The 23,046-nt window shown below is 42.4% G+C and carries 16 protein-coding genes, 19 tRNA genes and 1 pseudogene; 21 read left to right on the top strand and 15 right to left on the bottom strand.

Annotated elements, in window-relative coordinates; translation table 11 throughout:
- Nucleotides 1–75: 75 nt before the first annotated feature.
- The 3 genes from napF to galU all read right to left on the bottom strand — a co-directional run bounded on the left by napF (nt 76) and on the right by galU (nt 2,747).
- The gene (gene napF / locus HWQ47_RS09740; protein WP_269970941.1) at nt 76–567 is read right to left on the bottom strand and encodes a ferredoxin-type protein NapF; all 492 of its coding nucleotides are present in this window, start codon (nt 565–567) and stop codon (nt 76–78) included.
- Between the two features lie 225 nt (nt 568–792).
- On the bottom strand, nt 793–1,827 hold the full coding sequence (gene galE / locus HWQ47_RS09745) for a UDP-glucose 4-epimerase GalE (RefSeq protein WP_269970942.1): 1,035 nt from the start codon (nt 1,825–1,827) through the stop codon (nt 793–795).
- A 2-nt stretch (nt 1,828–1,829) separates the two neighbouring features.
- Nucleotides 1,830–2,747 (bottom strand): UTP--glucose-1-phosphate uridylyltransferase GalU, encoded by a 918-nt coding sequence (galU, locus tag HWQ47_RS09750; RefSeq protein ID WP_269970943.1) that lies wholly within the window; start codon nt 2,745–2,747, stop codon nt 1,830–1,832.
- A gap of 292 nt (nt 2,748–3,039) precedes the next feature.
- On the opposite strand from galU, the gene phhA reads away from it, so the two are divergent.
- The 5 genes from phhA (at nt 3,040) to maiA (ending at nt 7,974) form a co-directional block, all read left to right on the top strand.
- Complete coding sequence (gene phhA, locus HWQ47_RS09755) at nt 3,040–3,837, top strand: phenylalanine 4-monooxygenase (protein ID WP_269970944.1); 798 nt, start codon at nt 3,040–3,042, stop codon at nt 3,835–3,837.
- A 56-nt stretch (nt 3,838–3,893) separates the two neighbouring features.
- On the top strand, nt 3,894–4,232 hold the full coding sequence (locus HWQ47_RS09760) for a 4a-hydroxytetrahydrobiopterin dehydratase (protein WP_269970945.1): 339 nt from the start codon (nt 3,894–3,896) through the stop codon (nt 4,230–4,232).
- A gap of 231 nt (nt 4,233–4,463) precedes the next feature.
- Complete coding sequence (gene tyrR, locus HWQ47_RS09765; RefSeq protein ID WP_269970946.1) at nt 4,464–6,002, top strand: transcriptional regulator TyrR; 1,539 nt, start codon at nt 4,464–4,466, stop codon at nt 6,000–6,002.
- 246 nt (nt 6,003–6,248) lie between these two features.
- A complete protein-coding gene (locus tag HWQ47_RS09770; protein ID WP_269970947.1) occupies nt 6,249–7,235 on the top strand; it encodes a fumarylacetoacetate hydrolase family protein in 987 nt (328 codons plus the stop codon).
- Nucleotides 7,236–7,311: 76 nt separating this feature from the next.
- Nucleotides 7,312–7,974, top strand: coding sequence for a maleylacetoacetate isomerase (gene maiA, locus HWQ47_RS09775; protein WP_269970948.1), 663 nt, complete (start codon nt 7,312–7,314; stop codon nt 7,972–7,974).
- A 23-nt stretch (nt 7,975–7,997) separates the two neighbouring features.
- Here the strand turns inward: maiA and HWQ47_RS09780 are convergent, their stop codons facing one another.
- Complete coding sequence (locus HWQ47_RS09780; protein ID WP_269970949.1) at nt 7,998–8,867, bottom strand: LysR family transcriptional regulator; 870 nt, start codon at nt 8,865–8,867, stop codon at nt 7,998–8,000.
- A gap of 101 nt (nt 8,868–8,968) precedes the next feature.
- On the opposite strand from HWQ47_RS09780, the gene HWQ47_RS09785 reads away from it, so the two are divergent.
- Entirely contained in the window at nt 8,969–10,273 is a 1,305-nt protein-coding gene (locus HWQ47_RS09785; protein ID WP_269970950.1) for an MFS transporter, read from the top strand.
- Nucleotides 10,274–10,552: 279 nt separating this feature from the next.
- Here the strand turns inward: HWQ47_RS09785 and HWQ47_RS09790 are convergent.
- From HWQ47_RS09790 to HWQ47_RS09825, 8 genes are all read right to left on the bottom strand, one after another.
- A tRNA-Val gene (locus HWQ47_RS09790) sits at nt 10,553–10,628 on the bottom strand.
- A gap of 41 nt (nt 10,629–10,669) precedes the next feature.
- Nucleotides 10,670–10,745, bottom strand: a tRNA-Val gene (locus HWQ47_RS09795).
- A gap of 41 nt (nt 10,746–10,786) precedes the next feature.
- Nucleotides 10,787–10,862 (bottom strand) — tRNA-Val (locus tag HWQ47_RS09800).
- Between the two features lie 41 nt (nt 10,863–10,903).
- Nucleotides 10,904–10,979 (bottom strand) — tRNA-Val (locus HWQ47_RS09805).
- A gap of 41 nt (nt 10,980–11,020) precedes the next feature.
- Nucleotides 11,021–11,096: transfer RNA gene (locus tag HWQ47_RS09810), tRNA-Val, on the bottom strand.
- 41 nt (nt 11,097–11,137) lie between these two features.
- Nucleotides 11,138–11,213: transfer RNA gene (locus HWQ47_RS09815), tRNA-Val, on the bottom strand.
- Nucleotides 11,214–11,255: 42 nt separating this feature from the next.
- Nucleotides 11,256–11,331, bottom strand: a tRNA-Val gene (locus HWQ47_RS09820).
- A 42-nt stretch (nt 11,332–11,373) separates the two neighbouring features.
- Nucleotides 11,374–11,449: transfer RNA gene (locus HWQ47_RS09825), tRNA-Val, on the bottom strand.
- 321 nt (nt 11,450–11,770) lie between these two features.
- Here HWQ47_RS09825 and gltX point away from each other — a divergent pair.
- The 12 genes from gltX (at nt 11,771) to HWQ47_RS09885 (ending at nt 15,699) form a co-directional block, all read left to right on the top strand.
- Nucleotides 11,771–13,180 (top strand): glutamate--tRNA ligase, encoded by a 1,410-nt coding sequence (gene gltX / locus HWQ47_RS09830; RefSeq protein ID WP_269970951.1) that lies wholly within the window; start codon nt 11,771–11,773, stop codon nt 13,178–13,180.
- Between the two features lie 103 nt (nt 13,181–13,283).
- A tRNA-Ala gene (locus HWQ47_RS09835) sits at nt 13,284–13,359 on the top strand.
- A 154-nt stretch (nt 13,360–13,513) separates the two neighbouring features.
- A tRNA-Glu gene (locus tag HWQ47_RS09840) sits at nt 13,514–13,589 on the top strand.
- A 148-nt stretch (nt 13,590–13,737) separates the two neighbouring features.
- Nucleotides 13,738–13,813, top strand: a tRNA-Glu gene (locus tag HWQ47_RS09845).
- Nucleotides 13,814–13,961: 148 nt separating this feature from the next.
- Nucleotides 13,962–14,037 (top strand) — tRNA-Glu (locus HWQ47_RS09850).
- 148 nt (nt 14,038–14,185) lie between these two features.
- Nucleotides 14,186–14,261, top strand: a tRNA-Glu gene (locus HWQ47_RS09855).
- Nucleotides 14,262–14,409: 148 nt separating this feature from the next.
- A tRNA-Glu gene (locus HWQ47_RS09860) sits at nt 14,410–14,483 on the top strand.
- Nucleotides 14,484–14,631: 148 nt separating this feature from the next.
- Nucleotides 14,632–14,707, top strand: a tRNA-Glu gene (locus HWQ47_RS09865).
- Between the two features lie 148 nt (nt 14,708–14,855).
- Nucleotides 14,856–14,931: transfer RNA gene (locus HWQ47_RS09870), tRNA-Glu, on the top strand.
- A gap of 265 nt (nt 14,932–15,196) precedes the next feature.
- A tRNA-Glu gene (locus HWQ47_RS09875) sits at nt 15,197–15,272 on the top strand.
- 236 nt (nt 15,273–15,508) lie between these two features.
- Nucleotides 15,509–15,584 (top strand) — tRNA-Glu (locus tag HWQ47_RS09880).
- A gap of 39 nt (nt 15,585–15,623) precedes the next feature.
- Nucleotides 15,624–15,699 (top strand) — tRNA-Ala (locus HWQ47_RS09885).
- 399 nt (nt 15,700–16,098) lie between these two features.
- Here HWQ47_RS09885 and HWQ47_RS09890 read toward each other — a convergent pair.
- Both HWQ47_RS09890 and HWQ47_RS09895 read right to left on the bottom strand, forming a co-directional pair.
- Nucleotides 16,099–17,128 (bottom strand): IS630 family transposase gene (locus HWQ47_RS09890; RefSeq protein ID WP_443020112.1). Its coding sequence is split into 2 segments (ribosomal slippage): nt 16,099–16,674 and nt 16,676–17,128, totalling 1,029 coding nucleotides; the frame shifts between segments, so codons are not numbered across the junction.
- Nucleotides 17,129–17,167: 39 nt separating this feature from the next.
- Nucleotides 17,168–17,980 carry a LysR family transcriptional regulator gene (locus tag HWQ47_RS09895; RefSeq protein ID WP_269970952.1) on the bottom strand — a complete coding sequence of 271 codons (813 nt, stop codon included), beginning with the start codon at nt 17,978–17,980 and terminating at the stop codon, nt 17,168–17,170.
- A gap of 38 nt (nt 17,981–18,018) precedes the next feature.
- Here HWQ47_RS09895 and HWQ47_RS09900 point away from each other — a divergent pair.
- Nucleotides 18,019–18,689: pseudogene (locus HWQ47_RS09900) on the top strand (sodium ion-translocating decarboxylase subunit beta); the annotation flags it as partial.
- A gap of 219 nt (nt 18,690–18,908) precedes the next feature.
- Here HWQ47_RS09900 and HWQ47_RS09905 read toward each other — a convergent pair.
- Nucleotides 18,909–20,738, bottom strand: coding sequence for an ABC transporter ATP-binding protein (locus HWQ47_RS09905; protein WP_269970953.1), 1,830 nt, complete (start codon nt 20,736–20,738; stop codon nt 18,909–18,911).
- A 184-nt stretch (nt 20,739–20,922) separates the two neighbouring features.
- Here HWQ47_RS09905 and HWQ47_RS09910 point away from each other — a divergent pair, with 184 nt between their 5' ends.
- On the top strand, nt 20,923–22,434 hold the full coding sequence (locus HWQ47_RS09910; RefSeq protein WP_269970954.1) for an AlkA N-terminal domain-containing protein: 1,512 nt from the start codon (nt 20,923–20,925) through the stop codon (nt 22,432–22,434).
- A complete protein-coding gene (locus HWQ47_RS09915; RefSeq protein ID WP_269970955.1) occupies nt 22,431–22,994 on the top strand; it encodes a methylated-DNA--[protein]-cysteine S-methyltransferase in 564 nt (187 codons plus the stop codon). The genes HWQ47_RS09910 and HWQ47_RS09915 overlap by 4 nt, the downstream gene beginning before the upstream one ends.
- Nucleotides 22,995–23,046: the final 52 nt, after the last annotated feature.

Raw genomic sequence — 23,046 nt, forward strand, 5'->3', positions numbered from 1 at the left:
TAGATGTAAACATATTAACCTTAAATTAACATTGGCGAAACCGTTAATTTGATGTTGTATTATGATTTGTTAGCTTTATAAAACTGTGGTCAAAGAGGTCATAAAGATAGCATTGTTAGGGCAGGGAGCTACACATGCCCCACAACCTGTGCATGCGTCGAGGTTGATATCTGGTCTAGGAGCCTGACCTATTACTGGTCTGAAAGATATAGCGCTGGAGTCACAGGCATCTTTACAGCTTTGGCACCAGATCCCTTGATTAGCAAGGCAGGTATTATTGACCGTTGCAGTAAGTTGCCAAGCTTGATCTTCGGTGTCGTTGAAGATCGTTTCGGGGCAGACCTCTACACATTTTTTACAGAAGGTGCACTCATCATCTTTAAAGTCGACTTCTGGAAACCCCCCATCCCCCTTAATTATGATGTTGGTTTCACAAATTTGGATACATTTATCACATCGGCTACAGACATCAGTAAACTCGATATCATCGCGGCTCCAGGGCGGGCGTACAGCATTGTTTTTTTTCCGACTAAAAAGTCGTCTTCTACTTTGGTTGATGAGACTCATCTGACGTACTCTTGTGTAAATGTATAAGACTTTGAGCTAGCAAACGTTTCGTTCAGGGAGCATTGCGCTAAGAAAAACAAAAATATAAATGCGAGGGCTTAATATTTAATACTTTTGCTTTTATCGCTGAGCTAACTCTGTCTATTTTGCTAGAACCTAGAACCTAGAACCTAGAACCTAGAACCTAGAATCAGCTAGTCATCCAGCCTAGAAGCTACGAGTAATCTAGCCTAGAATATTCATCTGTGAGCTCGTGTATCCATTTGGATTGGTCGATTGCCAATTCCAACTGCTGTTGGCCATATCTTCTAGCGTGTGAGTAGCTTGCCAACCTAACTCATTTCTAGCTTTTAATGGATCGGCATAACAGGCGGCAATATCACCGGGACGGCGAGCGACGACTTCATAGGGAATAGACTTTCCACAAGCTTTTTCAAATGCTTCAACCATGTCGATAACACTATAGCCCACACCAGTACCCAGGTTATAGGTTACAAGACCAGATTGAGTATTGAGTTTATCTAAGGCTTTTAAGTGACCAATTGCGAGATCGACAACATGAATATAGTCGCGTACGCCAGTACCATCATGAGTGTTGTAATCATCACCAAAGACACTGAGCTTTTTTCTTTTTCCTACCGCAACTTGTGCAATAAAGGGCATTAAGTTGTTTGGAATGTCGTTAGGATCTTCACCTATGCAGCCACTAGCGTGCGCGCCTACCGGGTTAAAGTAGCGTAATCTAGCGATATTCCAGCTCGGATCTGAGAGGTAAAGGTCTTGGAGAATGTTCTCGACCATCAACTTTGATTGACCATAAGGGTTCGTTGCCCCCGTCGGGAAGTCTTCAGTGATGGGCAAGCTTGCTGGATCACCATAGACCGTTGCTGAGGAGCTAAATACTAAGTTTTTGACATTATACTCAGCCATCACTTCGCATAAAACCAACGTACCTGAGACATTGGTTTCATAATAGCGAAGCGGTTGCGCTACTGATTCACCTACTGCTTTTAGACCTGCAAAATGAATAACGGAATGGATAGCGTGATCAGTGAATACTTTCTGAAGAAAAGCTTTATTAAGCACATCACCTTGGTAAAAAATGACTGATTTTCCAGTGATACTTTCGACTCTGTGTAGGGATTCAATGCTTGAGTTAATCAAATTATCGATAATAACGACGTCCTGATTGGCATTGAGTAGCTCTACTACGGTATGACTGCCGATATAGCCGGCACCACCTGTGACTAAAATCGTCATATCTATTTATCCTTGTCGAATTCGTTAACTAGTTGCTTAAGATACTGCTTGAAATCGTTGCCGATCTCTTTATGACGAAGTGCATGTTCTACATTGGCCTGCATATAGCCTTGTTTATTACCACAATCGTGGCTTTTTCCTTTCATGTAGTAGGCATTCACTGTTTGTTTTTCCATCAGCATGGCGATGGCATCGGTTAATTGGATCTCATCGCCTGCACCTGCTGGTGTCTTTGCTAATAAGGGCCAGATATCTGCTGGCAAAACATAGCGTCCGACAACCGCTAAGTTTGATGGGGCATCTTCTCTACTAGGCTTCTCAACCAATTGAGCAAGTGGAATCGACTCACCAGGTTGAAAGTCATGGCCATTCACATCGGCAATGCCGTATTGGTCTACTTGATCTTCAGGGATCCCTTCAACCATAATTTGGCCAGTTTCAGTTTGATTGTACAGCTTGACCATCTCGGCAAGGTTATCCTTGCGTAAATCGCAGCTGGCTTCATCAACTATAACATCGGGTAGAAGTACCGCAAAAGGTGCATCTCCAATTACAGATTTAGCACATAAAATAGCATGTCCTAATCCTTTGGCTTGTGATTGACGAACACTTATTACAGTGACCCCTTTAGGGCAGATTGATTGGACTTCAGAGAGCAACTGACGTTTTACCCGTCGTTCAAGTTGAGCTTCCAGTTCAAAACTAGTATCAAAATGGTTCTCTATTGGGTTTTTACTGGCATGGGTCACGAGTACAATTTCGTTGATACCAGCACTAATAGCTTCATTGACAACATATTGAATAAGCGGTTTATCAACGACTGGTAACATCTCTTTTGGGATAGCCTTCGTTGCTGGAAGCATCCTTGTTCCGAGTCCCGCGACGGGAATAACTGCTTTACTGATCTTATGTTGTTTCATTCTTATCCTTTCATGCACTTATAGCTCAATACCTCTATTTTAATAAACTGACACGGAAAAGCCATATTAATAGTGAACTTACCAAGGTATAGCGTTCATAATTTTTGTGGAAACAATTGATTACACTATAAGCATCTGTATATAAGTATATTTATGCAGTTCTCTTTTCTTGCGTAACTCTATCATTACATTTATAACGGTTAACTTGACTAGATAAAAAGTGTGGAGTGGTTAACAAAAAACGCACTTTGGTCAACTATGAAGATGGGATCCATAACATGTATAGAGAAGAATGAGTAAACAAACTGAGTATGTGGCTCGTTTGCCTGATGCAAATGGTCAGCTGCACTTTCCACAAAGTGAGCATGAAATTTGGCAAGCGCTATACAAGCGACAGCAGGGTAACTTACCCCAATTTGCCTGTGTAGAATATCAATTAGGATTGAAAGAGTTAGGGTTATCGAATGATAAGATCCCTCAGCTTTCTGATATCGATAAGATACTGTTAAATACCACAGGTTGGAGGACGGCAGCGGTACCAGCTCTTATCTCATTTGAGAAGTTTTTTGCGTTATTGGCAAACAAGGAATTTCCTGTTGCAACTTTTATTCGCAGCGAAGATGAGTTTGATTACTTACGTGAGCCGGATATTTTTCATGAAGTATTTGGGCATTGCCCTTTATTGACTAACCCATCATTTGCCCATTTCTCACATATATATGGCCAGTTAGGTCTGGCTGCGAGCAAGCAAGATCGCGTCTTTCTAGCTAGGCTATATTGGTTCACTGTGGAATTTGGTTTGATCCGTAATAAAGATAATTCGTTACAGATCTATGGCGGTGGAATTTTAAGTTCCCCAGGTGAAACACTTTATGTTATGGGGGATAAACCTGTGATTAAACCGTTTAATTTAGTGGATGTATTAAGAACTCCTTATCGTATCGATATTATGCAGCCCGTTTATTACGCTATTGATAGTATTGAGTATCTTGATGAGATAGTTAACATGGATATTATGGGCGCCGTGGATGAAGCTAAGAAGCTGGGTTTATTTGACCCTCTTTTTGAGCCTAAATGCAAAGCCAGTTAACAACGTTATAACTAAAATGAATAGAAATAAAACAATCTAAATTGAAGGATAGATAGATGACTAAATTAGCCGATATGAAGTGTGAAGCCTGTCAGGCTGACGCTCCGAAAGTAACCGACAGCGAGTTGGCTGAATTGATACGTTTAATTCCTGATTGGGGAGTCGAAGTGCGTGACGGGATTATGCAGTTAGAGCGTGTATATAAATTTAAGAATTTTAAGCTGGCTATGATATTTACCAATAAACTTGCTGAGCTAGCTGAAGAGGAATTTCATCATCCGGGGATCTTGACGGAATGGGGCAAGGTCACTGTCACCTGGTGGTCACACTCCGTTAAGGGGCTACACCGTAATGATTTCATCATGGCATCCAAGACTGACCAGTTACTTGATTAAAGTTTAAATTATTTAGTATCAGCAGGTTAACGTGTTTTCGCCTGCTGTTTTATCTCTTTGTTACACTTTGTACTGTAAACAAGACTTGCCACACTAATCATAACCTTTTAACGTATAGGCGTCTGAGGTCTGTGATTATCTTTCGCAATAGTCCTATTGCGATTAACAATTATCAATAACTCAGTATTCTCCCACGAAATAAATGTGTTTAATAAAGGGAAGTATACCAGTATGCGGCTGGAAGTATGTTGTGTGGACCGTGTGGGTCTAGCTAAAGATATATTAATGATTTTAGAAGGTTATGGGATTAATTTGCTCGCTATTGATGCCAGTAACCAAGGGTTTATCTATCTACAGTTTGCTGAGGTAAATTTCGATACTCTCAGTGAGCTTTTGCCTTTGATACGTAAAGTCGAAGGGGTGCATGATGTGCGTACGGTCTCTTTTATGCCGTCAGAGCAAGAGCATTATGCCTTGAAAACCTTGCTAAAAACGTTACCAGACTCTGTGTTCTCTATCGACGTAAAGGGCAGAGTGAGGATCGTGAATGAGTCGGCAACGATGATTATAGGGATGAATGAACATGAGATTTTGGATGAATCCCTTAACCATTGGGTGCAAGGATTTAACTTTAGCCGTTGGTTAAGTGAGAGTTTAGTACTGGCTCAGGCAACAAGAGTTAACATTGGCCAAAATGAATATTTGGCTGAGATGCTGCCTATCTATCTTCCTGATGAAAATGATAAATCTATTCTTGCAGGAGCCGTTGTTTCACTAAAATCTCCTGCAAGGGTCGGTAAACAGTTTAATGCGCTACAAAATCAAACAGTAGGTTTTGAAAATGTCTTAGTTACCAGTGACAAAATGAAAGAGGTGCTTGTTCAAGCACGCCGTATGGCACAGCTTGATGCACCACTTTTGATCACCGGTGAAACTGGGACAGGTAAAGAGCTCATGGCCAGAGCATGTCATGATGCGAGTATGCGTAGAGAATATCCGTTTATCGCGATTAACTGTGCTGCCTTGCCAGATAGTGCCGCTGAGGAGGAACTGTTTGGCTATGTCAGCAATGGTGAGATAGTTAAACGAGGTTTTTTCGAAGAGGGTAAAGGCGGAACGGTGTTTCTTGATGAGATCGCTGAAATGTCTAAAATGGCACAAGTGAAATTATTACGCCTTTTGCAAGATGGTACTTTTAGACGCTTGGGAGAAGATCAAGAAGTCAGGGCTGATGTTCGAATTATCTGCTCGACACAGAAAAATTTGGCTGAACTATGCCAGACGGGTGACTTCAGAGAGGATCTTTATTACCGCATACATGTACTCAGTTTTCACCTTCCATCGCTGCGTGAACGAAAAATGGATGTGATCCCTCTTACCGAGATGTTCCTTGAACATTATAGTCAACAATTGTCGATCCCGATCCGCAGGATCTCGGCTCAATGCCGTGAACATCTATTAAATTATGCTTGGCCAGGTAACGTCAGACAACTAAAAAATGCCATTTTTAGGGCTGTTTCTATGTGGGATGGCTCGGCTGAGTTAACCGTCGAACAGTTAAAATTACCTTCATATGCAGAAGGTTTTGGTTATTTCGACCATCAATTTGAGGGAAGTTTAGATCAGGCCATGAAGCAATTTGAGGCCAGTTTACTCAGAAGGCTCTACCCTGCCTATCCAAGTACACGCCAACTAGCGAAGAAGTTAGGTGTATCACACACCGCAATCGCGAATAAGCTTAGAGAATATAAGATAAGTAAACAAAAGTAGATGTAACAGCAAATTGCCACTTAAGTGTAGGGTTTTTCACCACAGTTTGTGGTAAAAGCCCAAGGGAGTCAGTGATGATTTAGCTGTAATTATTTGTTTACGAAATAACATGTCGACAGAAATGGTGTGATTTGTATCATGCTATTCCTATCGGCCTAAGCTTACTGTATTTCTATAATAATTATTGCGTCAAATCTCATGAAACAAACTCTATTTTGTTCAATGAGATTCAAGACAGGAGCAGGTATGAAGTTAGCCAGTTATAACAATGGTCGTCGTGACGGCCAATTGATGTTAGTAAGTAAAGATCTTACAAAAACAGTCGCAGTTCCCGCGATAGCTCATACGATGCAAGAACTGCTTGATGCGTGGCAGTTATTTCAGCCGCAATTGAGTGAATTGTATGATGCATTGAATGATGGCTTGATCGATAACGCTATCGATTTCGAAGAATCTAAATGTTTATCTCCGCTGCCAAGAGCATACCAATGGGCAGATGGTAGTGCTTATGTAAACCACGTTGAATTGGTTCGTAAGGCACGTGGTGCCCAGATGCCTGAAACGTTCTGGACAGATCCTTTGGTTTATCAAGGTGGCTCAGATTGTTTTATTGCACCAAAAGCCGACATTCCTTTGGCAAGCGAAGAGTGGGGCATTGATTTTGAATCTGAAATTGCCATTATCACTGATGATGTACCTATGGGAGTATCAACTGAAAATGCAGCAAAGCATATTAAGCTACTGATGTTAGTCAATGATGTTTCGCTGCGTAACCTGATCCCTGGCGAACTTGCTAAAGGTTTTGGTTTTTATCAAGCTAAGCCATCAAGCAGTTTCTCTCCTGTTGCAGTAACACCTGATGAGTTGGGTGTACGCTGGGAAGATTCTAAAGTACATTTACCATTAATCACTCACCTAAACCGTGAGCTATTTGGCCAACCTAATGCCGGCGTCGATATGACATTCAACTTTAGCCAGCTCGTATCCCATTTAGCTATGACTCGTCCATTGGGCGCAGGTGCGATTATTGGCTCCGGTACTATCTCAAACTATGATCGCAGTGCTGGTTCAAGCTGTTTAGCCGAAACGCGTATGCTGGAAACAATTGCTGATGGCAAGCCGTCAACATCATTTATGAAGTTTGGTGACAGGGTCCGCATTGAGATGCTTGATGACAATAATAAGACGATCTTTGGTTCGATCGATCAAAAGGTTGTCGAATATAAAGGGTAATTTCTAATTTATATTTTAAAAAGGTCAATTCATTGAATTGGCCTTTTTTGTACACATTTTTATTAAGGGATGGCATATGTTAAAGCTTTATGGATATTGGCGTTCGAGTGCCGCTTACCGAGTCAGAATTGCACTTAATTTCAAGGATCTAGAAGCTGAGCAAATTTCAGTTCATCTGGTAAAAGAGGGGGGCGAGCAGCATAAAGCAGACTATGCCAAGTTAAACCCACAGCAGTTAGTGCCAACTTTTATCGATACTGACTCCGATGATGTTAATGATGAGTTTGTTTTATCTCAGTCAATTGCGATTATTGAGTATCTAGATGAAAAGTATCCTGAAATGACTCTGTTGCCTCTGAATATGCAACACCGGGCTATTGTACGCTCAATGGCAATGTCGATTGCTTGTGAAATGCATCCACTCAATAATCTAAAAGTGCTTCAGTATCTTGCGAAAAAGCTTAACGTGGATGATGATGCAAAGTCGGCTTGGTATCATCACTGGATCCATGAAGGATTTTATGCGCTAGAGAAACAGCTTGAGAAGCATGCTGGTCAGTTCTGTTTTGGTGATTCAGTGACATTAGTTGATTTGTGTTTAATTCCTCAGGTATATAACGCCAATCGTTTTAATGTTGATTTACTGCTGTACCCGAACATTGTACGGATCACTCGAAACTGTAACGAACTGGATGCTTTTATTGATGCGGCTCCTGATAATCAAATTGATGCAAGCTAAGGTCAAATCAAAACTGATATTAATCACCTGTTTGCCATTAGAAAATTAACAAAAGCTTTGTCGGCGACACTGATCGGTTTGTGTTTTTTCCAGGCTATATGTAAGTCGAGAAAAACTGGAGGTTCAAACGGTTTAGCTAAGATCTCATCTTTATCGCTGATCACCATTTCAAGCACACTGGTGATCGCAAAACCTTGTGAAACGATCTGTTTTATCAAGTTAATAAGATTTGTTTCGAAACCTATGTTGGCCGTTAGGCCTAAAGCTGTGGCTTGAGATAGCATCCACTCTCTGTGGAAATAACCAGGTTTAAACATCACCAGCTCATGCTCAAAGAATTGTTTAATATTAACACTTTTGTGTTCAGCTAAAGGATGTTCTGGTCCAAGTGCGACAACCATTTGTTCAGTTAACAGTCGGTGACTCTCAAACTCAGGTTTAAGATCATGAGCCGTAATGATGGCGATATCGACCTCTTCTTGCATTAGCATCTTCAATGAATCACGAGTGCCACCCTCAAAGAGTGATAATTTTAGATCTGCATATTGGTGGCGAAATGCCATTAATCGACTCGGTAAGTAGAAAGATCCTAACATGCCGGGAACTGCAATTCTGACCTCACCTTTTGTAAGGTTTGCCATGGATTTGATATGGGCTTCAGCTTGCTTGAGCTGTTTGATGATAAGCAGTGCATGACTATGTAAAGCTGCCCCTTCAGCGGTAAGGGTGATTCTTTTCATACTGCGACTAACTAGGGTGACACCTAGTGAACCTTCTAACCGTTTGATGCTCTGACTCAAAGCGGGCTGAGCCATACTAAGACTCTCAGCAGCTTTGGTGAAGCTTCCATGTTTAGCAAGCGCATCTAAGTGATTGAGTTGACGTATATCCATAACAAATATCAATAGCTCTGATTATTTTAATCTATTATTGTTATATTAATGCCAATGTTAATCTATGTCTATTGAGTTTGTTTATTAAGTAGTTGTAGCAGATGTCGGTCAATAATAGCCAAGTGATCCATATAGATAACCCAGTTAAGCAAGGTCATTCCCTTACGGTGGTGCACAAGGGGGAGTTGCGTTTAATCTGGGGTCTTTCCATTGCGTCAATCATTGTTTATATAAACCTTTATTTAGTGCAAGGGATCTTGCCACTGATAGCCGATACATTTGATGTTGCAGTACCACAAGCTACTTTATTGCTGTCAGTGACCAGCTTTTCAATGGCTTTTTCATTGCTGTTTTATGCCGTTATATCCGATAGAGTGGGGCGCAGAATACCTCTACTTATCAGTTTGTACCTACTCTTACTCTCTGATTTACTGATGATGTTTGTGGGGGATTTTACACAACTTCTGGCATTGAGATTATTTCAAGGGGCCTTATTAGCAGCCGTTCCAGCTATTGCTATGGCCTATTTTAAAGATGAGTTAAGTCAGGGCGCCATGTTGAAAGCGGGTGCTATCTATATTGCAGCGAATAGTTTAGGTGGAATTGCCGGTCGTCTGATTGGCGGTGCGCTGTCATTACACTTGCATTGGCAGCAAGTTATCGGCGTTATCTTACTATTATCACTGGTGGGAGTCGTTGCTGTTCATTGTTTATTACCAAGCCAAAGTACAAATAGTGGCTCCTTAACGTTGGTGGCATCTGGTGAGAAACCCATGTCTTGGTTGTCATCGATCCAGAATGATTTCCGTGGCTTTTGTCTTCACCTTAACGATGTAAAGCTGCGGAGCATCTATTTGGTTGGTGGTTTGGCATTTTTGGTGATGGTAAACCAATTTAGCTATATTCAACTTCATTTGATGTCAGCGCCGTTTAATTGGGGACGTTTTCAAGTTACGCTTATTTTTCTCTGCTATCTAAGTGGAACCTTTGCTTCATTCTATTCAGGGAGTTGGATAGCACGTTTTGGGCGGGAAACTGTATTCAGACTTGCTCTGGCGGCCATGTTTTTTGGCGGGTTAATCACTTTAGTGGATACAAGCTTGGCGATCTGTCTTGGTTTTTTGATGAGTTCATTTGGCTTTTTTCTGCTTCATAGTAGCTGTAATGCTTGGGTCGCTCAGCGTGCTAAGGTTCATAGAGCCAAAGCAACAGCGCTGTATTTGTGCTGTTATTATTTAGGGGCTTCTTTAGGAGGGCCTTATTTGATGCCATTCTGGCAGCACTGGGGCTGGCGTGGTGTTGTTTTTGCTTCAAGTTTGGTCTTGGTGCTGCTAGCTTGGGTTTTATTCAAACTGACTCGAACTATCTCGTTTGAGGGGGCGTCAACCAAACTCGCTGCTAGCTGATTGCTTTTTTATCTCATTCTCTGGGATTACTGCAGTAGGTTTTCTTCTGTAATGCTATTTCCACTAAGTTTGGATTCTCAGATACTTTAAATAAAGCAAATTGGGTAGATAGACTTTACGCTAATAGTTAGTTATTGGAAGTGTAACTGGAATAGATAAAAGGGTGATGTTGGGATTGATATTGGGTTAGAACTGATCTTACTAAGAGTGATTTTTTAGATAATTTTAAAAAGTAGATTTGAATCAGAGGAATTGAACTTTGCTTCTCAATAAAGAGAATGGTGGTCGATACTGGGCTCGAACCAGTGACCCCCTCCTTGTAAGGGAGGTGCTCTCCCAGCTGAGCTAATCGACCTGGGACTTTCTATTTTATGTTACGCTTCTCAATAAAGAGAATGGTGGTCGATACTGGGCTCGAACCAGTGACCCCCTCCTTGTAAGGGAGGTGCTCTCCCAGCTGAGCTAATCGACCTGGGACTTTCTATTTTATGTTACGCTTCTCATTAAAGAGAATGGTGGTCGATACTGGGCTCGAACCAGTGACCCCCTCCTTGTAAGGGAGGTGCTCTCCCAGCTGAGCTAATCGACCTGGGACTTTCTATTTTATGTTACGCTTCTCATTAAAGAGAATGGTGGTCGATACTGGGCTCGAACCAGTGACCCCCTCCTTGTAAGGGAGGTGCTCTCCCAGCTGAGCTAATCGACCTGGGACTCTCTATTTTACGTTACGCTTCTCAATAAAGAGAATGGTGGTCGATACTGGGCTCGAACCAGTGACCCCCTCCTTGTAAGGGAGGTGCTCTCCCAGCTGAGCTAATCGACCTGGGACTTTCTATTTTACGTTACGCTTCTCAATAAAGAGAATGGTGGTCGATACTGGGCTCGAACCAGTGACCCCCTCCTTGTAAGGGAGGTGCTCTCCCAGCTGAGCTAATCGACCTGGGACTTTCTATTTTACAGTAACACTTCTCATTAAAGAGAATGGTGGTCGATACTGGGCTCGAACCAGTGACCCCCTCCTTGTAAGGGAGGTGCTCTCCCAGCTGAGCTAATCGACCTGGGACTTTCTATCTTACAGTAACACTTCTCATTAAAGAGAATGGTGGTCGATACTGGGCTCGAACCAGTGACCCCCTCCTTGTAAGGGAGGTGCTCTCCCAGCTGAGCTAATCGACCTCGCTGTGTGGGGCGTATTATAGGGATGAAGGACTTAGTGTCAACGATTTTTTAGTGAAAAAGAACCGTGCGTTTTAATTTTGTACGACTTGCCGCTATGTTGCTCATGTTGTTGTTGGTATGGTTCATTTTTATTCAAAACAGTATGGCAAGTAAAGAAAAAAGGAGCGAATGAAGTTAGATATAGGTGAATGTCGTCTGTTTATCTTCATATATAGGAGTATGGCAATTTCCCTAATCCCAATTGGCTGTTAGAATATGCCCCACATTCATTGGTACCGTCTATTTTTTTAGACTTTCTATATAGGTTAGTGTCCCATTATGACAACTAAGACGCGTTTTGCTCCCAGTCCTACTGGATTCTTGCATGTCGGTGGCGCTCGTACAGCGCTTTATTCATGGTTATGTGCTCGTGCGAATCAGGGCGAGTTTGTTCTGCGAATTGAAGATACTGATATTGAACGTTCTACGCCAGAAGCATGCGAAGCTATTCTTGAGGGGATGCAGTGGTTAGGTCTGAATTGGGATGAAGGCCCTTACTACCAAACTAAGCGTTTCGATCGCTATAACGAAATCATTGCTCAGATGTTAGAGCAGGGCAGTGCTTATAAATGTTACTGTTCGCGTGAACGTATAGAAGCTATGCGTGAAGAGCAGGCTGAGAAGGGTGAGCAGCAGAAGTATGATGGTTGTTGCCGTGATAAAGCACCACGTGATACTGATGAGCCTTTTGTTATTCGTTTTAAAAATCCAACTGAAGGCAGTGTTGTATTTGATGATCACGTTCGCGGACGTATTGAGATCTCAAATGAACGATTAGATGATCTTATTATTGCCCGTACGGAAGGAACGCCTACATATAACTTCTGTGTAGTGGTTGATGATTGGGATATGGGGATCACTTGTGTTGTTCGTGGTGAAGATCATATCAATAATACACCTCGCCAAATTAACATTCTTAAAGCACTTGGGGCACCGATCCCTGAATATGCTCATGTAGCGATGATTCTGGGTGATGACGGTGCCAAGCTTTCTAAGCGACATGGCGCTGTGGGTGTAATGCAGTATCGTGATGATGGTTTCTTGCCTGAAGCACTACTTAACTATCTTGTTCGCCTAGGTTGGTCACATGGAGATCAGGAAATTTTCTCAATTGATGAAATGAAGCAACTATTTAAGCTTGATGATATCAATAAAGCGGCATCTGCTTTTAATACAGAGAAGTTGATCTGGTTAAATCAACACTATATAAAGGAGCTTGCTCCAGAATACGTGGCTAAACATCTTGAATGGCATATGGCGGATCAAAATATTGATACCACTAATGGTCCTGAATTAGCCAAAGTCGTCTCTGCTTTATCTGAAAGAGCGAAAACCTTAAAGGACTTGGCAACATCTAGCCGTTACTTCTATGAAGATTTTACTGACTTTGATGAAACTGCGGCTAAAAAGCACCTTAGAGGTGTAGCTATGGAGCCGCTTCAACTTGTTCAGCAGAAGTTAGCTGAATTAAATGAGTGGACTTTAGAGGGCGTTCATCAAGCTATTGAAGATACAGCAGCAGAATTAGACGTCGGTATGGGTAAAGTTGGTATGCCTTTACGCGTGGCTGTAACGGGCGCTGGCATGTCTCCTGCTGTCGATTTAACCTTATTCTTAGTTGGAAAGGTTCGTTGTGAACAAAGAATCCTCAAAGCGATTGAATTTGTAGCAAATAGAATAAATTCCTAAAAAACGAGTTGACACTTTTGGGTGCGCTGCATAGAATGCGCCACGCAGTTGAGACACAAGCAATTAATAGTTGCGGTGCACTTAAATGTCATTAGGTTAGACAGGGGCCTTAGCTCAGCTGGGAGAGCGCAACACTGGCAGTGTTGAGGTCAGCGGTTCGATCCCGCTAGGCTCCACCATCTAACCTAACTCGAATCTTGTTGAGTATAAAACAAGAACCTAATCTCAGCGTCTAGTGAGAATGAATTAGGTTGTTTAGGTTGGTTTCATAGCCTTTGGAATTGAACTTATAGATAACTCTTTATTTGTAGAGTTTAAAGAACAGATGTCCGGGTCCCCATCGTCTAGAGGCCTAGGACACCGCCCTTTCACGGCGGTAACAGGGGTTCGAATCCCCTTGGGGATACCAATATTTCTTTTTAACTGATTTAGTTTGGTTGAATGTGAAAAGATTCACTTCCTGAAGGGAAGGAGTCGATATATAACGTTGTTTCTCGTGCCTTTGAGTCTCAACCTATAAGCTCTTTATTTGTAGAGTCTAAAGAATGAATGTCCGGGTCCCCATCGTCTAGAGGCCTAGGACACTGCCCTTTCACGGCGGTAACAGGGGTTCGAATCCCCTTGGGGATACCAATATTTCTTTTTAACTGATTTAGTTTGGTTGAATGTGAAAAGATTCACTTCCTGAAGGGAAGGAGTCGATATATAACGTTGTTTCTCATGCCTTTGAGTCTCAACCTATAAGCTCTTTATTTGTAGAGTTTAAAGAATGAATGTCCGGGTCCCCATCGTCTAGAGGCCTAGGACACCGCCCTTTCACGGCGGTAACAGGGGTTCGAATCCCCTTGGGGATACCAATATTTCTTTTTAACTGATTTAGTTTGGTTGAATGTGAAAAGATTCACTTCCTGAAGGGAAGGAGTCGATATATAACGTTGTTTCTCATGCCTTTGAGTCTCAACCTATAAGCTCTTTATTTGTAGAGTCTAAAGAATGAATGTCCGGGTCCCCATCGTCTAGAGGCCTAGGACACCGCCCTTTCACGGCGGTAACAGGGGTTCGAATCCCCTTGGGGATACCAATATTTCTTTTTAACTGATTTAGTTTGGTTGAATGTGAAAAGATTCACTTCCTGAAGGGAAGGAGTCGAGATGTAACGTTGTTACTCATGCCTTTGAGTCTCAACCTATAAGCTCTTTATTTGTAGAGTCTAAAGAATGAATGTCCGGGTCCCCATCGTCTAGAGGTTTAGGACACCGCCCTTTCACGGCGGTAACAGGGGTTCGAATCCTTGGGGATACCAATATTTCTTTTTAACTGATTTAGTTTGGTTGAATGTGAAAAGATTCACTTCCTGAAGGGAAGGAGTCGAGATGTAACGTTGTTACTCATGCCTTTGAGTCTCAACCTATAAGCTCTTTATTTGTAGAGTCTAAAGAATGAATGTCCGGGTCCCCATCGTCTAGAGGCCTAGGACACCGCCCTTTCACGGCGGTAACAGGGGTTCGAATCCCCTTGGGGATACCACTATTACTTTTTAACTGATGTAATTCGGTTGAATGTGAAAAGATTCACTTCCTGAAGGGAAGGAGTCGAGATGTAACGTTGTTACTCATGCCTTTGAGTCTCAATTTATAAGCTCTTTATTTGTAGAGTTTAAAGAATGAATGTCCGGGTCCCCATCGTCTAGAGGCCTAGGACACCGCCCTTTCACGGCGGTAACAGGGGTTCGAATCCCCTTGGGGATACCACTATTTATAATAATGAGACTTCGGTCTGGTTGTTCAAGCGTTAAATCTTAGTCTACAGGATTTAATGAGTATTCACTCTTTGCAGAGTCTAATGCAGTCCAGGTCCCCATCGTCTAGCGGGAACAAGACTAGGACACCGCGCAGTGTTTTCTGATAGAAAGTACGGCGGCTCTTTTAAATAAGAGAATGAGGTTCGAATCCATGCCTTCGGAATTGAATTTATAGACAACTCTTTATTTGTAGAGTCTAAAGAACAGATGTCCGGGTCCCCATCGTCTAGAGGCCTAGGACACCGCCCTTTCACGGCGGTAACAGGGGTTCGAATCCCCTTGGGGATACCACTTTTATCAAGCGTTGAGTTTTAGCTTATAGAACTTAATGAGTTCACTCTTTGCAGAGTCTAATGCAGTTCAGGTCCCCATCGTCTAGCGGGAACAAAACTAGGACACCGCGCAGTGTTTTCTGATAGAAAGTACGGCGGCTCTTTTAAATAAGAGATTGAGGTTCGAATCCATGCCTTTGGAATTGAATTTATAGACAACTCTTTATTTGTAGAGTTTAAAGAACAGATGTCCGGGTCCCCATCGTCTAGAGGCCTAGGACACCGCCCTTTCACGGCGGTAACAGGGGTTCGAATCCCCTTGGGGATACCAATATTTACAAAGTTTCATGCAAGTTCCAGTGCGTGAAATGGGGCCTTAGCTCAGCTGGGAGAGCGCAACACTGGCAGTGTTGAGGTCAGCGGTTCGATCCCGCTAGGCTCCACCATCTCAAAACTTATTACTATCACCATTGATCTAGTAATAAGAAAAAACCACCGAAAGGTGGTTTTTTTATGTCTAAATTTTACATTCCCTGTTTATTATTCTCTGCGCAAATAGGATAGAAGAGGGCGGCTAGCGATCGACTGGTTTTTTATGTGTGTCTGTTTGTTATAATATATCTACCCAAATCTATTTTTTATGAATTTTTTGACAAAATTAAAGTGCCGTGGGATTTGGGACAAAACTGGCTGTACTGTATGACTTCTATAATTTGATCACAGAGCAAAGATGCGATTACTTGGCAACAGCAAGTGTTAACTCAATGGCCTTTTTAATCAAGCTATTGTATGGGGACTTAGGATAAGATGCTGTGAAATGTAGGTTGTTATACCAATCGGTATAATCATCTGGTCAGATTTATCCATGAACGATTGCATAGATTCTTTACAGTATCAATGTCACTAATAAAGCTATTCCAAGCTTGCGTGCATTGCTCGACAATGTCCTCATAATTGGCAAAACACCTATTGGCTAAATGGCGCTGTCTTATCCATCCCCAAACTTGTTCGATAGGATTAAGCTCTGGTGAATAGGGAGGTAGTTTAATCATGGTTAGATTATCGAATTCATCATCTAGATCTTTTGTATGCCAACCGGCACCATCCATGATCACGACAGCGTGGCGATCTGGAAGAGTTGCTTCAGAAATTAACTTTAGGTGTTGCCGCATGAACCTTTTATCTACCCATGGAGTGATCAACGCTTCGGTATTTCCATTCGACGGACATACCGCCCCAAAAACATAAGCGTACTCAAACTGTTGTTGTCGAACGACTCTTGGACGACTTCCTTTTTTTGCCCATAAGCGTGTCGTCGTGTTTTGTTGCCCTATACGAGCTTCATCTTGAAACCAAACATCAACTTGAGCCAGGGCAATATGACCGGGGATGTTAAGGATCGTTTCCAAGCGGAAGTTTTTTAAAAGCTTCTTGTGCTTTTTGGGATTGTTTAGGATGTTTTGACCTACTCGTTATCCAAGAAAAACCTAGCCGCTTTAATACTCTATAGACACTTGATGGTTCATAATTGATACCAAAGTGCTGAGAAATATATTCATTAATATCAGCACCCGATAGTCTGCCGCCTTCTTCAGATAAACTTTGCTGCTCAATGAATGTTGCGAGTTGTTTAGATTGAGTCTTGTTTAAAGATGGAGGTCGGCCAGGTGATGTTTTGTGCTCAAGGCCCGCTAAACCGTCGGTTAAGAAATCACTTACCCATTTGTTTACACTGGTACGACTCACCTTAAGAATACTCGTGATCTCAATGCGGTTATGCCCTTCACTGAAATGTGCTAATGCCAAAAGACGGATCCGCTTTTGTGCATTTTTCTCTCGTCGTGCCAGAGAGCGAAAGTCAATGGTATTAAGCATTTCCATATGTAACCTAATCATTAAAATTAACTGTTCAGATTAGATCACATCTTTATACCGATTGGTATTAGGCACCCAGTTTGTATCTACTATTTCTAGCTTTCCGCTGGTTAATTCAGCTTCGATCATTTTTAGGGATAATGGACTGACTCCTATACCTTCAGTTACCATACGCAAACATGCCGATAAGGAACTGCAGGAAAATAGTCTAGGTGGTGGAACATTTAATTCACGGAATTTATTGCTTATATCTTCATATGGTCGTGTATTTCTTGCATACGTGATGACAGGCCACTGGCTTAGTTGCTCTATTGATGTTGTCATTTTTGCCATACCTAGCTTTGGGTTCGCTACCCATATCAGTGAGAACTCACACAAATCTACATTTTCAATTTTACTGTCTGATACCGGGCCCATTAAAAAAGCTAAATCCAATGATTGTGAAAGCAGTCCTTCTCGTAAATTGGTAGTGACATCAACGGTTATTTCTACGTCTAGCTTAGGAAATGCATTATGAATTTTATTCAAGAAAGTAGGTAGCCATGTGTGAACAATAGTTTCAGATACGCCTAGTCGCAATAATCCACATAATGGTGAGTTTTCATCGGCCACCTCTTTTAATTGCTCCGCCATATGCATTATTTTTTTTACATACGGTAATATTTCTTGTCCTTTCGATGTTAAAGATACTGGGCTGTTATCACGTTCAAACAGTTTTACCCCTAACTCTTCTTCTAATGCGATAATCCGTGCTGATATGGAGGGTTGAGTTGTATTCATTTTTTCGGCTGTTAGTCGGAAATTTCCTAGAACAGCAACCCACATAAATGTTTCAAGACGTTTAAAATTCATAACAAAACCTTAGCTCTCATCAATAAGCGAGACACGCTCTGGCCTCGCGACTGGCGCCAGACTTATTAGGTGCAATTGCCTTGCTACCTATTCTTACATGGCATTGGTGCCCTTAATCCAACCACCTATTATGAAAGCGTTGACGACTCATGAAGAACGTTCAATTGTGATGGAACAGATGCGGCATGTGTCGAAGATAGAAAAAATAATCTTTCCCTTAATGGTCCTTGCTCTAACAGTGATGTTTTTACCTGCTGCGACGCCATTGGTCGGGATGTTCTGTCTTGGGAATATAATGCGAGAGTCAGGTGTCGTCGATCGTCTCAGCAACACTGCACAAAATGAATTGATAAATATAGTGACCATTTTTCTCGGGCTGGCTGTTGGCTCAAAGCTATCGGCTGAAAAATTCCTTAATCTTGAAACCTTGGGGAGCCCTGCTCTCGGAGCCATCGCTTTCAGTATCGGTACGGCATCGGGCGTGATGATGGCTAAGCTGATGGGGCGTTTTTCTAGTTCCCCAATCAATCCATTGATCGGTGCAGCCGGTGTATCGGCGGTACCGATGGCGGCGCGCGTTGCTAATAAAGTTGGATTAGAGGCTAATCCACATAACTTTTTGTTAATGCATGCTATGGGGCCAAACGTTGCTGGCGTACTCGGTTCAGCGGTGGCAGCGGGGATATTACTGGCAATCATTGGTGGATAGCACTTCAGTTGTTATTGGATTTGGACCATGGTTAAGCCATTTTTGAACATGAGAAAAGTGTCATCGTGTCGCGAAAACTAGATGTTTAATGTGTAGAAATGACTCAGTGATGCTTTGTTCTACTGCCGGTTACAATATTCCACTTTTTTCAGTGAAAATACTGTAACCGGCAGGTTGATGTTAAGAAAAATAGATGTCATGGACAGAGAGGTTGAATAATTAATCTATTCCCAAGAAACCACCGGTTTGATGAGCCCAAAGTTGAGCGTAGATACCACCAGAAGCAATTAACTCTGAGTGGGTTCCTTGTTCTACTACATTACCTTGATCTAACACGATCAATCTATCCATCGCGGCGATGGTCGATAGTCGATGAGCAATCGCGATGACTGTTTTGCCTTCCATTAATTGATACAAGCTTTGCTGAATAGCGGCTTCAACTTCAGAGTCCAGTGCCGATGTTGCTTCATCGAGTAATAGGATGGGGGCATTCTTTAAGAGAACCCGTGCAATGGCGATTCGTTGGCGTTGCCCACCAGAGAGTTTTACTCCACGTTCACCCACTTGTGCATCTAAGCCCCGATTACCTTCAGGATCGGTTAGTGATTGAATAAAATCATATGACTGAGAATGCTTGATTGCACTTTGAAACTCCTCTTCGCTGGCATCAGGCTTACCGTAAAGAATATTTTCACGAATAGAGCGATGCAGCAGAGAAGTATCTTGAGTCACCATGCCAATATTGGCGCGTAGTGAATCCTGTTGCACATGTTTAATGTCTTGACCATCGATCTCAATGGTGCCTTTTTCAATATCATAAAAACGCATCAACAAATTAACTAAAGTCGATTTACCTGCCCCTGAGCGGCCAACTAAGCCGACTTTCTCACCTGGTTTGATTTTGAGATCAAGCTTCTCAATCACGCCGCTATTTTCACCATAGTGAAAGCTGACTTGGTTAAAATCGATTTTGCCATGAGGTACCTGTAGTGCTTTGGCATTATCAACATCTTGGATCTCTGTGGGTTTAGATAATGTAGTAATGCCGTCAGCAACAGTTCCTATGTTTTCAAATAGTGAGCTTATCTCCCACATAATCCATTGAGACATGCCATTGAGCCTGAGTGAAAGGCTGACTGCAATCGTGATGGCACCTATGGTTATCGCGTGGTGACTCCAGAGATAGATAGAGATCGCGGCGATGGCAAATACGAGTAAGTAGTTGATTATTTGAACACTAACATTTATCCCCGTTACCAGTCGCATTTGACGATATACGGTGTCTAGAAAGGTTTGCATGCTACCTTTTGCGTATTCAGCTTCTTTTTGCGTATGTGAAAACAGTTTTACCGTGGTGATATTGGTATAACTGTCGACCACTCTTCCTGTCATTGTTGAGCGGGCATCGGCTTGCGCCATCGATGCCGCTTTGAGTTTAGGGATAAAAAGAAATTGAATGCCGACGTACGCACACAACCAGATGATCATTGGTGCCATAAGGCGAATATCAGCATTGGCAATCATGACCAACATCGTGATGAAATACACTAAAATGTAGACGAGCACATCGAGTATTTTGGTGACGGCTTCACGCACCGCGATGGAAGTTTGCATGACTTTAGTGGCAATACGACCGGCAAAATCATTCTGATAAAAGGAGACGCTTTGTTTTAATAAGTATCGGTGGGCCAACCAGCGGATGGACATGGGGTAGTTGCCCAACAAGCCTTGGTAAACAATTAATGCGTGCAGTAATACCAATGCTGGGATCACTACCAAAATCAGTACTGTCATCCCAATGAGCTTACGTCCCTCCTTTTCGAATAAAGTCTCAGGGTCATTATTAATTAATAGGTCGACAAGTTGCCCCATAAAGCCAAATAAAGAGACCTCTAACACTGCCAGCAGAGCTGTGATAACTGACATTAAAATGAGTGGTCGTTCAAATCCACGGGTGTAAAAACGGCAAAATGCATATATCCCAGTTGGTGGTTGCTCTGGCTCTTGTGAGGGCAAGGCATCAATCCATGATTCAAATCGTTTGAACATCTAAGTACTCAATTTATGTTGTTATTTCTATGGGAGAAAGAGTGAGTGATTAGCATATCGTAAACACATCTGTTTTGGGGCGATTATTTATTTTTAATTCAGTTCCGTTTTCCGCTAGTTCAATGGCGTAAATATGCGTAAAGTGGTTGCAGTTCATTCAATATTCCGTTAAGTCAGGTCATTAATGTGCCCCAGTTCTGTTAGACCTTTATCAAACGAGTCCTGTCGTAGGGCAAGATTAGCCAGAGATCCACGTTTTGATGGGGTATTCTTTACTGGGGTCTTGAGCACGGGCATTTTCTGCCGCTCTATCTGCCCAGCAGCCCCTGCAAAAGAGGAGAATGTTCGTTACTTTTTTACTGCTATTGGTGCTGCAAATGCAGGGCTTAGACCTTGTTTACGTTGTCGGCCAGACAGTGCTCCAGGCTCCTCAGCGTGGAAAGGAACGCAAACAACTGTTGATCGCGCCTTATCATTAATCGATGCTGGATACCTATTTGGCGATAATGGGGGCTCCTTGGAATCTTTAGCGGAAAAGCTGGGGATCACTAGTCGTTATTTGAGAAAGTTGTTTGTAGAGAAGGTCGGCACGTCACCCAATAAATACGCTCAATTTCGTCAGTTGATGTTTGCTAAACAATTGCTGCATCAAACTGATCTGTCGATGACTCAGGTTGGGCTGGCCGCAGGGTTCAGTAGTATTAGACGTTTTAATGAAGTTTTTCAGCAGACTTTAGCCTTAACGCCGTCAGCTTTGCGTAAGAAAAGAGGGACAAACATGAGTCAAGATAGACATGAGCTGGGTGAGGTCTGTCTATCAATGCAGTTGTCTTATCGGCCGCCCTTAAATTGGCAGAAGCAGTTAGATTTTTATCGATTAAGAATGGTCGAGGGGATGGAGTGGGACAATAAAGCTGAGGGTTATAGCCGCAGCTTTCAAATTGGCAATGTAAAAGGCTTTTTTGAAGCCGAGCATGATGAAGCTCATCACCGGTTTAATGTGACCATTCACTTAGCCGACACTAAAGCCTTACCTGTGCTGAAAGAGGTGGTGACACAGATAAAACGTGTATTGGATCTTGATGCTGACATGGCTCAAATTCAAACCAGTTTATCATCAATCGACATTATCAATAATGCGGTATTAGATGGATTAAGGTTACCGGGGACTTGGAGCGCATTCGAAGCTGGATGCAGGGCTATTTTAGGTCAACAAGTCAGTGTTGTTCAGGCGACTAAGCTGTTAAATCTCATGGTAAACGCTAACGGTGAAGAGTTGACTATTTCTGGCAGAGTAATACGTCTTTTCCCGACTCCTGATGCAATAGCGAACGCAAGTTTAGATGAGCTCAAGATGCCTGGCGCGCGAAAGGCGGTACTTAATGCATTCGGGCAATTTGTGAGTGAACACCCACACGCGTCGGTTGATGACTGGATTAACATAAAGGGCATAGGCCCATGGACGGTGGCATACGCAAAAATGAGGGGCTTAAGCGATCCAAATATTTTGCTGTGTTCAGATTTAATCGTCAAAAAGAAGGTGCTTAAACGTTATGAGGAGTTACATGGTACTACTAAGCATTTAGCTGACAAGATGCCCACTGCGATTAATTACAAGACTGTTACCGAGCAATTAGAGAAAAATATTGCTCCTTGGGGCAGTTACTTAACCTTTCAATTATGGAATTTAGCATGACAGATATCATTCGAACTCAAACGCCAGTTTCATGTTTTACGGATGTGACCGATAAGGCGTTACTCATTCCAGTAGCTGACAGACTGGTTCAAAGTCCCGTTGGTGTACTGCATATCAAGGCTAATCAATTTGGCATCAGTCATCTTGGCGTGGCTAAAGAAGGGGCTGAGTTACTTGAATGTGTGAAAGGGGAGGTTGTTGAATTTGCTCAGTTACATTTGCAGCAGCTTGAGCGTGAATTAACGGAATACTTCGACGGTGAGCGTCACTCATTTACCGTGCCACTGGCGCCTAAAGGAACAGAGTTTCAAACTCAAGTGTGGCAAGCTTTGATTGAGCTAGGTTATGGCAATACCTGCAGTTATGGTGATATTGCACTACAGATAGCACGCCCTAAAGCGGTGAGAGCGGTAGGCGCGGCTAATGGTGCTAATCCCATCGCGATTATTGTGCCTTGTCACCGTGTGATTGGGAAAAATGGCAAGTTGACCGGTTATGCTTATGGTCTTGGTATGAAGCAGCAGTTACTTACCTTGGAAGAACAAAATAGGAGGGGGTGAGCATAAGCGTGAATGACAATTACGTGAGTTATGTCTGATAGGGGGAATTTTG

It is taken from the genome of Shewanella sp. MTB7, assembly GCF_027571385.1.
In the GTDB taxonomy this organism is placed as follows: Bacteria; Pseudomonadota; Gammaproteobacteria; order Enterobacterales; family Shewanellaceae; genus Shewanella.

Bases quoted from the DNA above. Each gene is read 5' to 3' on its own strand.
- HWQ47_RS09785 (WP_269970950.1), top strand. From the start codon at position 8,969: ATGTCGGTCAATAATAGCCAAGTGATCCATATAGATAACCCAGTTAAG.
- maiA (WP_269970948.1), top strand. From the start codon at position 7,312: ATGTTAAAGCTTTATGGATATTGGCGTTCGAGTGCCGCTTACCGAGTC.
- tyrR (WP_269970946.1), top strand. From the start codon at position 4,464: ATGCGGCTGGAAGTATGTTGTGTGGACCGTGTGGGTCTAGCTAAAGAT.
- galE (WP_269970942.1), bottom strand. From the start codon at position 1,827: ATGACGATTTTAGTCACAGGTGGTGCCGGCTATATCGGCAGTCATACC.
- phhA (WP_269970944.1), top strand. From the start codon at position 3,040: ATGAGTAAACAAACTGAGTATGTGGCTCGTTTGCCTGATGCAAATGGT.
- gltX (WP_269970951.1), top strand. From the start codon at position 11,771: ATGACAACTAAGACGCGTTTTGCTCCCAGTCCTACTGGATTCTTGCAT.
- napF (WP_269970941.1), bottom strand. From the start codon at position 567: ATGAGTCTCATCAACCAAAGTAGAAGACGACTTTTTAGTCGGAAAAAA.
- HWQ47_RS09780 (WP_269970949.1), bottom strand. From the start codon at position 8,867: ATGGATATACGTCAACTCAATCACTTAGATGCGCTTGCTAAACATGGA.
- HWQ47_RS09760 (WP_269970945.1), top strand. From the start codon at position 3,894: ATGACTAAATTAGCCGATATGAAGTGTGAAGCCTGTCAGGCTGACGCT.
- HWQ47_RS09915 (WP_269970955.1), top strand. From the start codon at position 22,431: ATGACAGATATCATTCGAACTCAAACGCCAGTTTCATGTTTTACGGAT.
- HWQ47_RS09895 (WP_269970952.1), bottom strand. From the start codon at position 17,980: ATGAATTTTAAACGTCTTGAAACATTTATGTGGGTTGCTGTTCTAGGA.
- galU (WP_269970943.1), bottom strand. From the start codon at position 2,747: ATGAAACAACATAAGATCAGTAAAGCAGTTATTCCCGTCGCGGGACTC.
- HWQ47_RS09905 (WP_269970953.1), bottom strand. From the start codon at position 20,738: ATGTTCAAACGATTTGAATCATGGATTGATGCCTTGCCCTCACAAGAG.
- HWQ47_RS09910 (WP_269970954.1), top strand. From the start codon at position 20,923: ATGTGCCCCAGTTCTGTTAGACCTTTATCAAACGAGTCCTGTCGTAGG.
- HWQ47_RS09770 (WP_269970947.1), top strand. From the start codon at position 6,249: ATGAAGTTAGCCAGTTATAACAATGGTCGTCGTGACGGCCAATTGATG.